The following is a 13,686-nucleotide window of genomic DNA, read 5'->3' on the forward strand; positions in this document are numbered from 1 at the left end:
CCCCGCACCCCCGGCCCCCTCACCCCACCGCCGCCACCTCCCGCTCCAGCACCCCCACTGGCAGCTCCGCCGTCACCACGAACCCGCCCCTCAGGCCCGGGCCCGCCTCCAGTCGGCCGCCCGCCGCCGCGAGGCGTTCCGCCAGGCCCTTCAGGCCGGTGCCGGCGGAGCCCATCGCGCCCACGCCGCTCACCGCATCCACCCCTCCCGCCCCGCTCACCGCACCCACCACCCCCCGCCCGTCATCCACCACCCGCAGCCGCACCCGCTCCGTCGTCCCCTCCACCGCGATCTCGCACCGTGAAGCCCCGCTGTGTCGCACCGCGTTGGTGACGGCCTCCCGTACGACCCAGCTCAGCAGGGTCTCCATGTGGGCGGTCAGGGGTGGGCCGGAGTGGCGTACGACGGGTTCGATGGACGCGGCCTCCAGGGCCGAGCGGGCGCGGTCCAGTTCTGTGCTGAGGCTGCCCTCGCGGTAGCCGGTGACGGCCTCGCGGATCTCGGTGAGTGCCTGGCGGCCGACGGACTCGATGTCGGTGATCTGGGCGAGGGCCGCGTCCATGTCGCGGCGGGCCAGACGGCGGGCGGCCTCCGACTTGACCACGATCACGGACAGGGTGTGGCCGAGGAGGTCGTGGAGGTCGCGGGAGAAGCGCAGGCGCTCCTTCTCGACCGCGCGCCGGGCCAGTTCCTCGCGGGCGGCGCGCAGTTCCCGTACCGCCTCGGAGAGGGACAGGATTGCCGCGGTCACCATCGTCGACAGGAAGGTGGCGTATCCGATGTTCACCGCGTCCCAGCCGTCCTGGACCGCGGAGACGGCCACCGCGAGTGCGGTGAGGCCGAGCCCGGTCCGGCCGAGCCAGGGGCCCCGGGTCACGGCGCCCGTGGCCAGGCCGAGCAGGGGGAAGAAGTACAGCCAGTTGCCGCCGTAGCCGATGGCCAGGGCGCAGGTGACCACGCCCATCAGGACGAGCGCGACCCGGGTCGAGCGGGCCTCGCGCTTCTCCTTCACGAAGGCGCGGAAGACGACGTAGATGTAGAGGGAGTTGAAGGCGAGCAGGCCGAGGGCGCCGAGCCATGGCTGGGGTGTTCCGGCCTGGAAGATGTTGGAGAAGGCGCCCATTCCCATCAGCAGCCAGGGCAGGAGGGAGAAGCCGGTGGGCGGTGGGCCCGGGTCCTCGACCGGCACGCCGGTTTCGCGGGCGGTGCGCTGGTCGGCCTTGAAGCGTTCCATGTCCGACTTCCAGTCCGCCCGCGCCGCCTGCCACGCGTCCGTACGGCACGACGCCTTGCGCCACCACGACCGGTTCCCGCTGCCTTGTGTCATGGCTCCCACGCTACGAACCCGCCCACGTGCGCGGCAGAGGGACATGTACGGAATCCGGCAGTACAAATGTCACGGGCCCCGGCATCTGACATGCCGTCAGTAGTCTTCACAACTTCTGAGAGCTGGGCTATACAGGGGTCGCCGTACTGGAACGCGTTCTAGAACGAGCGCGGAGGCACGGACCCGTGAACGACCTCGGTGCGGCCGACGGTGCGGACGGTCGCACCGAGGTCTCTGAGCCCCCAGGAGCCCCATGCCCATCGACGCCGCAAAGGCAGTGGCCGCCGAACCCCGGACGGGCGAGATCGCCTGGAACTCCAAGGACGTGCAGCTCTACCACCTCGGCATCGGAGCAGGCGTCCCGGCGACGGACCCGGACGAGCTGCGCTACACCCTCGAGTCGAGGCTGCACGTCCTGCCGAGCTTCGCCACCGTCGCCGGTTCCGGCTCGCCCGGTGTGATCAGCGGTCTGTCCATGCCCGGCATCGAGGTCGACCTCGCCAAGGTCCTGCACGGCGGCCAGTCGCTGACCATCCACCGCCCCCTGCCCGCCGAGGGCACCGCCACCGCCACCGGCCGTATCGCCGCGGTCTACGACAAGGGCAAGGCCGCCGTCCTCGTCATGCGCACCGAAGTCGCCGACGCCGACGGCCCGTTGTGGACCAACGACGCGCAGATCTTCGTACGGGGGGAAGGGGGCTGGGGCGGCGACCGGGGGCCGTCCGGCCGCCTCGACCCGCCCTCCGGCGAGCCCGACCGGGTCGTCGAGCGGGCCGTCCGTGCGGACCAGGCCCTGCTCTACCGCCTCTCCGGCGACTGGAACCCGCTGCACGCCGACCCCGAGTTCGCCAAGGTCGCCGGGTTCGAGCGGCCCATCCTGCACGGGCTGTGCACCTACGGCATCACCCTCAAGGCGGTCGTCGACACCGTGCTGGGCGGCGACGTGGCGCGGGTGCGGTCCTACGTCACCCGGTTCGCCGGGGTCGTCTACCCGGGGGAGACCCTGCGCATCCGGATGTGGGAACAGCCGGGCGCCGTACGGGTCGCCGTGAGCGCTGTGGAGCGGGACGACGCGCCCGTCCTCGCCGACACCGTCGTCGAACACACCTGAGCACACCAGCCGTTGAGGGGAGCCGCACCATGCGCGCAGCCGTACTGCACGAGATCGGCCAGGACAAGCTGGAGGTCCTCGACGACGTCGAGGCGGTGGGGTTCGGTCCCGGAAAGGTCAGGATCAGGGTGCGGGCCGCGGGGCTGTGCCACTCGGATCTGTCCGGGATGAGCGGCGTGCTGCCGCAGCCCGCGCCCTTCGTGCCCGGTCACGAGGGCGCGGGGGAGATCCTCGAAGTCGGGGAGGGCGTCGGCCACTTGAAGGCCGGTGACCGGGTCGTCGTCTGCTGGCTGCCCGCCTGCGGCGCGTGTCCGGCGTGCAAGCGCGGCCAGACCGAGCTGTGTCTGGCCGGGTTCATGAACGCCGGCACCCCCAACTTCAGGCGCCCCGCCGGAGACGTCTTCGGCATGGCCGGCACCGGCACCTTCACCGAGGAGGTCGTCGTCGACGCGGGCTGCGCGGTGCCGATCCCCGACGACGTGCCCTTCGACATCGCCGCGCTGATCGGCTGCGGAGTCACCACGGGCCTCGGCGCCGCCCTCAACACCGCCGACGTACAGGCCGGTTCGTCCGTCGCCGTCATCGGCTGCGGCGGCGTCGGCATCTCCGCGATCCAGGGCGCCCGGCTCAAGGGCGCGGCGGAGATCGTGGCCGTCGACCCGGTGCTCTCCCGCCGGGAATCCGCCCTCAAGTTCGGTGCCACCAGGGCCGTTTCCCCCGACGAGCTGGCCGACGCCAAGCAACAGGTCACCGCGGGCGAGGGCTTCGACTACGTCTTCGAGGTCGTCGGGAAGTCGGCCACGGCACGCACCGCGTACGACACCACCCGGCGCGGCGGCACCCTGGTCGTCGTCGGCGCGGGCGCCATGGACGACAACCTCCAGCTCAACATGTTCGAGCTGTTCTTCGACGAGAAGCGGATCCTGCCGTCCATGTACGGCGGCGGTGACGTCATGACCTCCTACGAGCGGACCATCGCCCTGTGGCGGGCGGGCCGCGTCGACCTGGCGGGCCTGATCACCCACCGTGTCCCGCTGTCCGACATCAACGAGGCCCTGGACCAGATGCGCACCGGCACCTCGCTGCGCACCTGCATAGAGATCTGAGGAACTCCGGGTATGACACTGCCACTCGAGGGGCTCTCCGCGATCGTCACCGGCGCCGGACGCGGGCTCGGCCGGGCCGAGGCGCTCGAACTCGCCCGGCTCGGCGCCGCCGTGGTCGTCAACGACTACGGACAGCCCGGCCGGGACGGCTCCGGCGAGGCCTCCGCGGGCCCCGCCGAGGAGGTCGCCGCCGAGATCCGCGCGGCGGGCGGCAAGGCGCTCGCCCACACCGGGGACGTCTCCGACTTCCCCCAGGCCCAGCGGCTCGTCCAGTCGGCCGTCGAGGAGTTCGGCAAGCTCGACATCCTCGTCAACAACGCGGGCATCCTGCGCGACCGCATGGTCTTCTCCATGACCGAGCAGGAATGGGACGCGGTGATCCGGGTCCACCTCAAGGGTCACTTCAACACGACCCGCTTCGCCGCCGCGCACTGGCGGGAGAGGTCCAAGGCGGCGGGCGGGCCGGTGTACGGGCGGATCGTGAACACCTCGTCGGAGGCGTTCCTCGCGGGCTCGGCCGGACAGCCCAACTACGCCGCCGCGAAGGGCGGAATCGTCGGGCTCACCACCTCCACGGCCCTAGCCCTCGCCAAGTACGGCGTCACCGCGAACGTCATCTGCCCGCGCGCCCGCACCCGGATGACCGAGGACGTCTTCGCGGGCCTCGACGCGCCCGACGCCGGGCTCGACCCGCTCGCCCCCGAGCATGTCGCCCCGCTCGTCGGTTACTTGGCCTCACCCGCCGCCGCCCGCGTCAACGGCCAATTGCTCGTCTTACACGGGGGGATGGTCGCCGTCGTCGAACGACCGCGGGTGCAGGCCAAGTTCGACAGCAAGCAGGAGACCTTCACGTACGACGAACTGGACGCGCTGCTCACCCCGCACTACGCGGCGCGGCCCTCGGGGGAGACGTTCGCGGCGGCGGAGGTGCTGGGGCTCAAGCGGGAGTAGACACACGGGAGCAGACAAACGGGAGTGGACATACGGAAGGGGTCCGCGTGTCAGCCGACACGCGGACCCCTTCGTCGTACCGTCAGGCAGCCTTTTCGGCTTCCTCGACCGGCTTGCGGTGTCGGCCACGAGGGGCCGAATCGCCGTCGTGAGCCGAGACCTGCCCCCGGTGCCGGCCGTGGCCGGACGTCTGCTGGACATCGGTGCGCGGCGGCTGAATCGTGCTTGCGTCGCTCATCGGAAGAACTCACCCCGTCAACATGATCTTTCTAACAGCCGGGCGAGTTTAACCAACCGACCACGGGGCGAATCCAGGCGGCCACGCCAACCGGCACTAGTTCGTTACAAGACCACCCAACGGCGTTTTCCCGAGGCCCTTCGACGCCACTTTCCCGAGCGCCTCCAACGGCGCCTTCCCGAGCGGCACCGGTCTCAGTACGGCGGGCTCCGGAGGATCCGGTGGCGACGGCCCGTCCGAGTCCGGCCGCCTCCCCGGCGTCGACTCGTCGGCCGTCGCGTCCCGGACCGGATCCCCCGGGCCCGCGTCCCCCGTCCTTCCCCCGCCCCCCGCTTCCCCCGTGGGCACCGTCAACTCCGCCACCCCGCACGGCACTTCGTCCGTCGAGTACGGCAGCCGCAGCACCCCGTCCCGCGTCCACAGCCCGGCGCCCGTCAACCACCCCATGGGCGCCGCGAGATGGTGCACCTGCCGCCCGTTCGGCCGCCACATGCCGACCCAGCTGCCGGTCGGCCCGTCGATCCGCAGCGCCACCGCACAGTTCTCCGGCGTCAGCACCTGCCCCGGCTGGGCGGCGAACGGCGTCACCGCGCACTCGGGCAGCCGCAGGCTCTCCGGGAAACGCACCGGCAGCGTGCTGCCGAGCACCCCCCAGCCGAGCCGCTCCTCACCGGGCGCGTCCGAGCGGATCAGCAGCAGCCCGCCGTCCGGTTCGGCGAGCAGCAGCCGGTCGTCACTGCCGGCGGAGATCTGCAGCAGCGGCGACATCTCACCGCCCCGCTCCAGATCGACCACGATCGTCTTGGTGCACCCCCCGACCTCCCGGTCGAGCGCCAGCATCCGCCCCGCCCGGTCCAGCCATACCCCGCCCGAGCAGCGCCCGGGGATCTCCGCGAGATGCTCGGGCCCGAAAGCGCCCCCCGCCACCAGCCACACCGCGGTCGAGTGCCGGCCCGCGGCGAGGGCGTACGCCTTCTCGCCCCCCGGCGCGGGCGCCAGCAGCCACAGCCGGGTGCCCTCCTCGGGGCACTCGACCGCCCCGAGCGGCAGCTCGCCGGTGGCGGGACCGGTCGGGTAGAGCAGCGAGAAGTTGTGCCGCCCGTCCGCGAACCGCCTGATCAGAACCCGTCCGTCGCCCATCGGCTGCACCTCGGTGCCCGGCTCCTCCGGCTGGTTGCCGGGCAGCGGTACCGCGTACGGCTCGGGGCCGTCCAGCGTCCAGCGCTCCGGGAACCAGGAGTCGCCGTCCAGTGTGAGGCGGGCGGCGTACGCGCCGTCCGCGGTGATCGTGCAGCCAGCCTGCGGCGTACCGTCCTCGTCCGCCGCCGTGGGCTCGATCGCACAGGCCGTCATCGTTCGGTCACCTCCGGCCACGAAGCTAGTTTTCGCACGCGCGGACGTGGGAGGGGCCGACGACCACTTCACACAAAGAGGTGGCCCAGGAACGATTCGCCTGAGGAAAACGGGACGATTGTGCTGGGCGGGGTCATCGGGAGCCGGACCGGTACATCGGCACAGACCAGCCAGGTAGCCTTTGCCCCGTGCCCCGTCTGTCTGAAGTCATCACCGCGCTGGAGAACCTGTGGCCCGCCGAGCGGGCCGAGTCCTGGGACGCGGTCGGCACGGTCGTGGGCGACCCCGACCAGGAGGTCTCACGGGTCCTGTTCGCCGTCGACCCGGTCCAGGAGATCGTCGACGAGGCCGTGAAGCTGGGCGCCGACCTGCTGGTCACCCACCACCCGCTCTATCTGCGCGGTACGACGACGGTCGCGGCGACCCACTTCAAGGGCCGCGTCGTCCACACGCTCATCAAGAACGACATCGCCCTGCACGTGGCGCACACGAACGCGGACACCGCGGACCCCGGGGTGAGCGACGCGCTCGCGGGCGCGCTGGACCTCCGGGTCGTACGACCGCTGGTGCCGGACCCCTCCGACAAGGACGGCCGCCGAGGCCTCGGCCGGATCTGCGAGCTGGACCACCCGCTGCCGCTGAAGGACTTCGCGGCACGGGCCGCCGCCCGGCTCCCCGCCACCGCGCAGGGCATCCGCGTCGCCGGCGACCCCGAGGCGGTCGTCCGCACGGTCGCCGTCAGCGGCGGCTCCGGCGACAGCCTCTTCGACGTCGTACGCGCCGCGGGCGTCGACGCCTTCCTCACCGCGGACCTCCGCCACCACCCGGCATCCGAGGCCCGCGCACACACCTCTGTCGCGCTGCTCGACGCCGCGCACTGGGCCACCGAATGGCCCTGGTGCGAGCTGGCCGCGACCCAGCTCGACGAGATCTCCGACCGCCACGGATGGGGCCTGCGGGTCCACGTCTCCAAGACGGTCACCGACCCCTGGACCGCCCACGCGGCGTCCGCCACCGACACCATCAACTCACTGGGAGCCCCCAACTGAACGCCGCGCCCGCCGACCAGATCCGCCTCCTCGAGGTCCAGGCCCTCGACGTCCGCCTCCAGCAGCTCGCGCACAAGCGCAAGTCGCTGCCCGAGCACGCCGAGATCGAGTCGCTGACCAAGGACCACACCCAGCTGCGTGACCTGCTGGTCGCCGCGCAGACCGAGGAGAGCGACACCGCCCGCGAGCAGACCAAGGCCGAGCAGGACGTGGACCAGGTGCGGCAGCGCGCCACCCGCGACCAGCAGCGCCTGGACTCCGGGGCCGCCACCTCCCCGAAGGACCTGGAGAACCTCCAGCGCGAGATCACCTCCCTCGCCAAGCGCCAGGGCGACCTGGAGGACATCGTCCTGGAGGTCATGGAGCGCCGGGAGTCCGCGCAGGAGCGGGTCGCCGAGCTGACCGAGCGGGTCGGCGCGGTGCAGGGCAAGGTCGACGACGCGACGGCCCGCCGCGAGGCCGCGTTCGAGGGCATCGACAACGAGGTCGCCACCGTCACCAAGGAGCGCGAGGTCATCGCGGGCACGATCCCCGCGGACCTGCTCAAGCTCTACGACAAGCTGCGTGAGCAGCAGGGCGGCATCGGTGCGGCGAGGCTGTACCAGCGGACCTGCCAGGGCTGCCGCCAGGAGCTGGCGATCACCGACATCAACGAGATCCGCGCGGCCGCGCCGGACACGGTCGTCCGCTGTGAGAACTGCCGCCGCATCCTGGTGCGTACGTCCGAGTCCGGCCTGTAAGGAGCGTCGCGCGTGCGGGAGTTCATCGTCGAGGCCGACGGCGGGTCCCGGGGCAACCCCGGACCCGCGGGCTACGGCTCCGTGGTCATCGACGCGGCGACCGGCGAGACGCTGATGGAGCGGGCCGAGTACATCGGCGTCGCCACCAACAACGTCGCCGAGTACCGGGGCCTGCTGGCCGGCCTGCGCGCCGCGCACGAACTGGACCCCGCCGCCTCGGTCCACGTCCGCATGGACTCCAAGCTCGTCGTCGAGCAGATGTCGGGCCGCTGGAAGATCAAGCACCCGGACATGAAGCCGCTCGCGATGGAGGCGGGGCGGGTGTATCCGGCGGAGCAGGTGACGTACGAGTGGATCCCGCGGGAGAGCAACAAGCACGCGGACCGGCTCGCGAACGAGGCGATGGACGCGGGGAAGCGGGGGGAGCAGTGGTCGGCGTCGGACTCGACGGCGGAGCTGGACGCGGCCGCCGCCGCTGCGGCTGCGGCTGCGGCTGCGGCTGCGGTGCCTGAGCCTGTAGGTCCGCCAGGGGATGCGGTCGCCGGTGCGGCGAAGGTGCGGGCGGCGTTGGGGTCCGCTGCTGCCGGGGGTTCCCGGTCCGCCTCTGCCGCGTCTTCCGCCGTCGCTTCTTCGCGCCGCGGAGCGGTGGAGGTCCAAGGCGGCGGAGCCGCTGCGGCCGAGGCCGATGTGCGTGCCGCGAAGGTGGTGGCCGGCCCCGGGTGGGCGCCGGCCGACATGGGGGCGCCCGCGACCTTTGTGCTGCTACGGCACGGGGAGACGCCGTTGACCCCCCAGAAGCGCTTCTCCGGTAGCGGAGGGACCGATCCGTCCCTGTCCGACGTCGGGCGTGAGCAGGCCGAGCGGGTCGCCGCCGCGCTCGCCCGGCGTGGCACGGTCCAGGAGATCCTCGCCTCGCCCCTCACCCGTACCCGGGAGACCGCCGCCGCCGTGGCCGAGCGGCTCGGGCTCGACGTGACCGTCGAGGACGGGCTGCGGGAGACCGACTTCGGGGCGTGGGAGGGGCTCACCTTCGCCGAGGTACGGGAGCGCTACCCCGACGACCTCAACACCTGGCTCTCCGACCCGGACGCCGAACCCACCGGTGGCGGCGAGAGCTTCGCGGCCACCGCCACCCGTATCGCGGCGACGAGGGACAAGCTGGTCGCGGCGTACGCGGGACGCACGGTCCTGCTCGTCACGCATGTCACGCCGATCAAGACGTTCGTACGACTCGCGCTCGGCGCCCCGCCGGAGTCCCTGTTCCGGATGGAGCTGTCGGCCGCGTCCCTGTCCGCCGTGGCGTACTACGCCGACGGCAACGCGAGCGTACGGCTCTTCAACGACACGTCCCACCTGCGTCCCTGAGCCCCGACGCCGCGCGGGCCAGCCCTTCGATCCGGTCCCAGTCCCGCGCGGCGACCGCATCCGCGGGCAGCATCCACGTCCCGCCCACACACCCGACGTTGGGCAGGGCCAGATACTCCGGCGCGTTCGCCGGACCGATACCCCCCGTAGGACAGAACCGCGCCTGAGGCAGCGGCCCGGCCAGCGACTTCAGATACGCCGTTCCGCCCGCCGCCTGCGCCGGGAAGAACTTCATCTCCCGCACCCCGCGCTCCAGCAGCGCCACGACCTCCGACACCGTGGACACCCCCGGCAGGAACGGCACCCCGGACGCCCGCATCGCGGTGAGCAGCACGTCCGTCCAGCCCGGGCTCACCAGGAACCGCGCCCCGGCCTCCACACACCGCGTCACCTGCTCCGGCGTCACGACCGTCCCCGCGCCGACCACCGCGCCGGGCACCCCGTCGGCGATGGCCCGGATCGCCTCCAGCGCGACCGGCGTCCGCAGGGTCACCTCGATCGCGGGCAGCCCTCCGGCGACCAGCGCCCGCGCCAGCGGCACGGCATCGGAGGCGTCCTCGATGACGACGACGGGCACGACGGGTGCGAGGTCGAGCACGGAGGCGTACGGCGAGGAGGGAAGCGGCGAGGTCATGGCCTCATCGTGCCCAAGGGAAGCGACAGCTGCAACGAGCGTTGCAGATGCTGCAACCGTCAGTGGATCTCGTCCACGAGAACGTCCAGCGTCCAGGCCTTCCCGGCCCCCTTCGGCGGCGCCGCCTCCACCACGTACCCGAGGTCCCGCAGCGCCTCCACCAGCTGGGCAGGCCCCGCCGGCGCGATGCCCGCCGACAGCAGACTCCGTACGATCCGCCCCTTGGTCGCCTTGTTGAAGTGACTGACCACCTTCCGCGTCGGCGCGTGCAGCACCCGCACACTCGCCGTCCGCCCGGCCACCTCGCCCTTCGGCTTCCACGCCGCCGCGTACGCCGAGGACCGCAGATCCAGCACCAGCCCGTTCCCCGCGGCCTCGGGAAGCGCCGCCGCCATCGGCGTGCGCCAGTGCGCGCCCAGCGCTCCGAGGCCGGGCAGCTTCACACCCATGGAGCACCGGTACGAGGGGATCCGGTCCGCGACCCCTACAGCACCCCACAGCCCGGAGAAGACGAGAAGCTGACGGGAGGCCCGCCTCTTGGCGGCCGGGTCGAGGGAGGACAGCTCCAGAGCGTCGTACAGCACACCGGTGTAGATCTCCCCGGCGGGCCGTGCCCCGGCGGTCCGCAGCTCGGTGTTCTTGGCGACCTCGCCCCGCAGCCCCTCACTCAGCCCGAGCACCTCGCGCGCCTTGCCCTCGTCACCGGCGCACAGCTCGACGAGCTCGCCGAGAACGGCCTCACGGGCCTCGGTCAGCCCCGGCAGCGACAACGACTCCAGCTTCAGCGGGGCGCCACGACCGGAGGAGGCCTTGCCTTCGGATGGCGGCAGCAGGACAAGCACGAGCGGGATCTCCTTCGTAGCGGCTGAGACGGCTGTAGATCCTGTACAGCTCTCGACAGCGTACGGCGTGCTCCCCGGGGTCCCCGGCCCTACGCTCGCTGTATGCCTCGCCGCCACATCCGCGTGACCGGCGCCCCCGAAGCCCCCCTCCGGGCCGCCCTCACAGCGCTGCGCACCGAACTGGGGGTGCCGCAGACGTATCCGCCGCAGGCCTCGGCGGACGCCGGGACACCTCCCGTCCTCCCGTCCTACGACGCCACCGACATCCCCCTGTTCACGATCGATCCGCCCGCCTCCACCGACCTCGACCAGGCGATGCACCTCTCCCGCCGGGGCACCGGCTACCGCGTCCGGTACGCCATCGCGGACGTCGCCGCCTTCGTCGTCCCCGGATCGGCCCTCGACGCGGAGACGCACCGCCGCGTGATGACCCTCTACTTCCCGGACGAGAAGGTCCCCCTGCACCCCGTCTCCCTCAGCGAGGGCGCGGCCAGCCTGCTCCCGGACCGGACGCGCCCGGCCGCCCTGTGGACGATCGACCTCGACGCGGACGGCCGTACCGTCTCCGTCGACGTCCGCCGCGCCCTGGTCCGCAGCCGGGCCAAGTTGACCTACGAGGGCATGCAGAAGGAGATCGACGCGAAGACGGCCGAGGAGCCACTGGTTCTGCTGGAGGTGATCGGACGGCTGCGGGAGGCGCTGGAGGTGGAGCGGGGCGGCATCTCGCTGAACGTCCCCGAACAGGAGATCGTCGAGCGGGACGGGACGTACGAACTGACCTACCGCGCCGCGCTCCCCGCCGACGGCTGGAACGCCCAGATCTCCCTGCTGACCGGGATGGCGGCGGCGGACCTGATGCTGGCGCACGGCACCGGCGTCCTGCGCACCCTCCCCGCCGCCCCCGACGGCGCTGTCGGCCGCCTGCGCCGCACGGCCCACGCCCTGCACATCGACTGGCCGCACCACATGTCGTACGCGGCGCTGATCCGTTCCCTGGACCCGCATGTCGCGCACCACGCGGCGTTCCTCCAGGAGTGCACGACGCTGCTGCGGGGCGCGGGTTACACGGTCTTCCGGGACGGCGTACTGCCCGACATCACCACCCACGCGGCGGTCGCCGCGCCCTATGCCCACTGCACGGCACCACTGCGCCGCCTGGCCGACCGGTACGCGTCGGAGATCTGCCTCGCGGCGATGGCGGGGGAGCCGGTGCCCGACTGGGTCCTGGCCGCGTTCGACGCGCTGCCCCGCGAAATGGCCGAGGGCGGTCGGCGCGCGGGCGCGGTGGAGCGGGCCTGCGTGGACATCGTCGAGGCGGCCCTGCTGAAGGACCGGGTGGGGGAGGTGTTCGACGGGTGCGTGGTGGAGGTCGAGGAGCGTCGACCGACGGTGGGCGTGGTGCAGTTGGAGTCACCGGCGGTGATCGGACGGGTCGAGGGCGCCGGTCTGTCCCTGGGCGAGCGGCTGCGGGTCCGCCTCACACAGGCCGACCCTGAACCTGCTCCGACGGTGCGTTTCGTGCCTGCGTGACCGCGCGTACGAGCTCGTCGGGTTCGTCGGCGTGGAAGCGGACGAGGCGGATCTGCTTCGGGCGTCCGAGGAAGGTGAAGTGGCGGACCGGCTGGGCCAGTTCGAGGGTGACGGTGGTCCGTGCGCCCATGGCGAGGTCGAGTTCGCCCTCGGTGCGCTGGTGGGTGGCGCGCAACTCGAGCCGTACGCCGGTGATGTGGTGCAGGGGTATGCGGAGGTCGACGTGCGCGGCGCGGCGGATCCGGAGGGAGTCGGCGTCGAGCACGTGGGGCCGTACGACGTCGGCCGCGTGCATGCCGACGACAAAAACAACGGTATAGACGTCCAGCACGAGGACCGGCGTGTGTACGGCGGGCAGATCCCGCAGCAGCACGGACATCGTCACCGACTCGATCACGCACACGAACGCCAACCCGAACATCAACGGCCCCTCGCCACGGGCGTATCCGAATCCTTGTCCGTGGCCGGTCTGGTGCGTCCGCCGGGCCATCCACAGCGCGAGGCTGACGAACAGCCGCAGTTCATGCCGTACGAGGGCGGAGGCCGCTGTCTTCATGTCTCCTCCGTGAGGATGCGCATGGCCCGACGGATGGCCTCCGCCTGGGCCGGGGCGAAGTCGGCGTAGAAGGCGCGCAGGAAGCTGCTGCCGTGGTCCAGGGAGACGGCTTCGGGGAGCAGTTCGCGGGGTGTGCTGTCGGCGAGCTTGCGGGCGGCGTCGTCCACGCGAGGATCGTCGACGGAGGCCTCGGCGAGGGCGTCGAGGAGCGCGTAGGCCTCGTTGGCCCTGGCCACCCCTTCGGGCGAGGCGAGCACGGAGTTCACCGCCGACAGCATCCGCTCCCGCTCCGCAGGGCTCGCGGCGGCCTCGATGAGGGCGAGCACCTCACGGTCCTTGGCGGCCATGGGGGAGTCGGAGAGCGGGGCCATCTCACTGAACAGCGCGGCGAGTTCGGGGGAGACGGGCCCTTCGGCGGGCAGTTCGTCGGCGTCCAGCAGCGCGCGCAGCCGTACCCGGCGCTCCCGGATCGCCGCCTCCTGCCGGGCGAGATCCTCGTCCAGCTCCTGGAGGATCTCCGTGAGCTCTTTCGCCGTGTCATCGGCCAGTACGTCCCGCACTTCCGCGAGCCCGAGCCCCAGCTCGGTCAGCCGCCGGATCCGCGCAAGTACGACAGCGTGCCGCAGGGTGTAGTTCCGGTACCCGTTGCCCAGCCGCTCCGGCTCCGGCAGCAGCCCCTGATGGTGGTAGTGCCGCACGGTCCGCGTGGTGACGCCGACGGCCGCGGCGAGTTCTCCGATCCGCATGGGATCAGTAGAGACGTTGACGCTGCGGCAGGGTCAAGCGGCGGCGCGCCGTGGGTGGTGTCGGCGCGGTGGCCGGTGCCCCCTCTTGACGGCTAACGCCGTTAGCCGTACCTTCGTGGACATGGGGATAACGGTGTT

13 protein-coding genes are annotated in these 13,686 nt (G+C 72.1%); 7 read left to right on the top strand and 6 right to left on the bottom strand.

All coding sequences use genetic code 11. The annotated features are described in order from the left end of the window. Positions 1-19: 19 nt before the first annotated feature. Entirely contained in the window at positions 20-1,327 is a 1,308-nt protein-coding gene (locus tag QF037_RS33115; RefSeq protein ID WP_307031606.1) for a sensor histidine kinase, read from the bottom strand. 253 nt (positions 1,328-1,580) lie between these two features. On the opposite strand from QF037_RS33115, the gene QF037_RS33120 reads away from it, so the two are divergent. From QF037_RS33120 to QF037_RS33130, 3 genes are read left to right on the top strand one after another with little or no spacing between them, the layout of a single operon-like run. Beyond that, positions 1,581-2,438, top strand: a complete 858-nt coding sequence (locus tag QF037_RS33120) for a MaoC/PaaZ C-terminal domain-containing protein (protein ID WP_307031608.1) — start codon at positions 1,581-1,583, stop codon at positions 2,436-2,438. Between the two features lie 29 nt (positions 2,439-2,467). Next, positions 2,468-3,544: a Zn-dependent alcohol dehydrogenase gene (locus QF037_RS33125; RefSeq protein WP_307031610.1), complete on the top strand. Its 1,077-nt coding sequence runs from the start codon at positions 2,468-2,470 to the stop codon at positions 3,542-3,544. A gap of 12 nt (positions 3,545-3,556) precedes the next feature. Then, positions 3,557-4,495 (top strand): 3-oxoacyl-ACP reductase, encoded by a 939-nt coding sequence (locus QF037_RS33130; protein WP_307031612.1) that lies wholly within the window; start codon positions 3,557-3,559, stop codon positions 4,493-4,495. 334 nt (positions 4,496-4,829) lie between these two features. On the opposite strand, the gene QF037_RS33135 is transcribed toward QF037_RS33130, so the two are convergent. Next, entirely contained in the window at positions 4,830-6,086 is a 1,257-nt protein-coding gene (locus QF037_RS33135; protein WP_307031614.1) for a hypothetical protein, read from the bottom strand. Positions 6,087-6,274: 188 nt separating this feature from the next. On the opposite strand from QF037_RS33135, the gene QF037_RS33140 reads away from it, so the two are divergent. The 3 genes from QF037_RS33140 to QF037_RS33150 are packed head-to-tail and all read left to right on the top strand — an operon-like array spanning position 6,275 to position 9,240. Beyond that, entirely contained in the window at positions 6,275-7,135 is an 861-nt protein-coding gene (locus tag QF037_RS33140) for a Nif3-like dinuclear metal center hexameric protein (protein ID WP_307031616.1), read from the top strand. Further along, complete coding sequence (locus tag QF037_RS33145) at positions 7,132-7,875, top strand: zinc ribbon domain-containing protein (protein WP_307037500.1); 744 nt, start codon at positions 7,132-7,134, stop codon at positions 7,873-7,875. The genes QF037_RS33140 and QF037_RS33145 overlap by 4 nt, the downstream gene beginning before the upstream one ends. A gap of 12 nt (positions 7,876-7,887) precedes the next feature. Then, positions 7,888-9,240 (top strand): bifunctional RNase H/acid phosphatase, encoded by a 1,353-nt coding sequence (locus QF037_RS33150; protein WP_307031618.1) that lies wholly within the window; start codon positions 7,888-7,890, stop codon positions 9,238-9,240. Here QF037_RS33150 and QF037_RS33155 read toward each other — a convergent pair. Next, entirely contained in the window at positions 9,212-9,874 is a 663-nt protein-coding gene (locus tag QF037_RS33155) for a bifunctional 4-hydroxy-2-oxoglutarate aldolase/2-dehydro-3-deoxy-phosphogluconate aldolase (RefSeq protein WP_307031620.1), read from the bottom strand. The two genes, QF037_RS33150 and QF037_RS33155, sit on opposite strands and share 29 nt — an antisense overlap. Positions 9,875-9,933: 59 nt before the next feature. Next, positions 9,934-10,716, bottom strand: a complete 783-nt coding sequence (gene yaaA / locus QF037_RS33160) for a peroxide stress protein YaaA (protein WP_307031622.1) — start codon at positions 10,714-10,716, stop codon at positions 9,934-9,936. Positions 10,717-10,818: 102 nt separating this feature from the next. Here yaaA and QF037_RS33165 point away from each other — a divergent pair, with 102 nt between their 5' ends. Continuing rightward, complete coding sequence (locus tag QF037_RS33165; RefSeq protein ID WP_307031624.1) at positions 10,819-12,246, top strand: RNB domain-containing ribonuclease; 1,428 nt, start codon at positions 10,819-10,821, stop codon at positions 12,244-12,246. Here the strand turns inward: QF037_RS33165 and QF037_RS33170 are convergent. After that, positions 12,194-12,802, bottom strand: coding sequence for a hypothetical protein (locus QF037_RS33170; protein WP_307031626.1), 609 nt, complete (start codon positions 12,800-12,802; stop codon positions 12,194-12,196). The two genes, QF037_RS33165 and QF037_RS33170, sit on opposite strands and share 53 nt — an antisense overlap. Further along, a complete protein-coding gene (locus QF037_RS33175; protein ID WP_307031628.1) occupies positions 12,799-13,548 on the bottom strand; it encodes a MerR family transcriptional regulator in 750 nt (249 codons plus the stop codon). Before QF037_RS33175 ends, QF037_RS33170 begins: the two co-directional genes overlap by 4 nt. Positions 13,549-13,686: the final 138 nt, after the last annotated feature.

This window comes from Streptomyces canus (assembly GCF_030815415.1).
In the GTDB taxonomy this organism is placed as follows: domain Bacteria; phylum Actinomycetota; class Actinomycetes; order Streptomycetales; family Streptomycetaceae; genus Streptomyces; species Streptomyces canus_F.

Coding starts and splice junctions, on each gene's coding strand:
- QF037_RS33125 (WP_307031610.1), top strand. CDS start 2,468: ATGCGCGCAGCCGTACTGCACGAGATCGGCCAGGACAAGCTGGAGGTC.
- QF037_RS33115 (WP_307031606.1), bottom strand. CDS start 1,327: ATGACACAAGGCAGCGGGAACCGGTCGTGGTGGCGCAAGGCGTCGTGC.
- QF037_RS33120 (WP_307031608.1), top strand. CDS start 1,581: ATGCCCATCGACGCCGCAAAGGCAGTGGCCGCCGAACCCCGGACGGGC.
- QF037_RS33165 (WP_307031624.1), top strand. CDS start 10,819: ATGCCTCGCCGCCACATCCGCGTGACCGGCGCCCCCGAAGCCCCCCTC.
- QF037_RS33175 (WP_307031628.1), bottom strand. CDS start 13,548: ATGCGGATCGGAGAACTCGCCGCGGCCGTCGGCGTCACCACGCGGACC.
- QF037_RS33130 (WP_307031612.1), top strand. CDS start 3,557: ATGACACTGCCACTCGAGGGGCTCTCCGCGATCGTCACCGGCGCCGGA.
- QF037_RS33135 (WP_307031614.1), bottom strand. CDS start 6,086: ATGACGGCCTGTGCGATCGAGCCCACGGCGGCGGACGAGGACGGTACG.
- QF037_RS33155 (WP_307031620.1), bottom strand. CDS start 9,874: ATGACCTCGCCGCTTCCCTCCTCGCCGTACGCCTCCGTGCTCGACCTC.
- QF037_RS33170 (WP_307031626.1), bottom strand. CDS start 12,802: ATGAAGACAGCGGCCTCCGCCCTCGTACGGCATGAACTGCGGCTGTTC.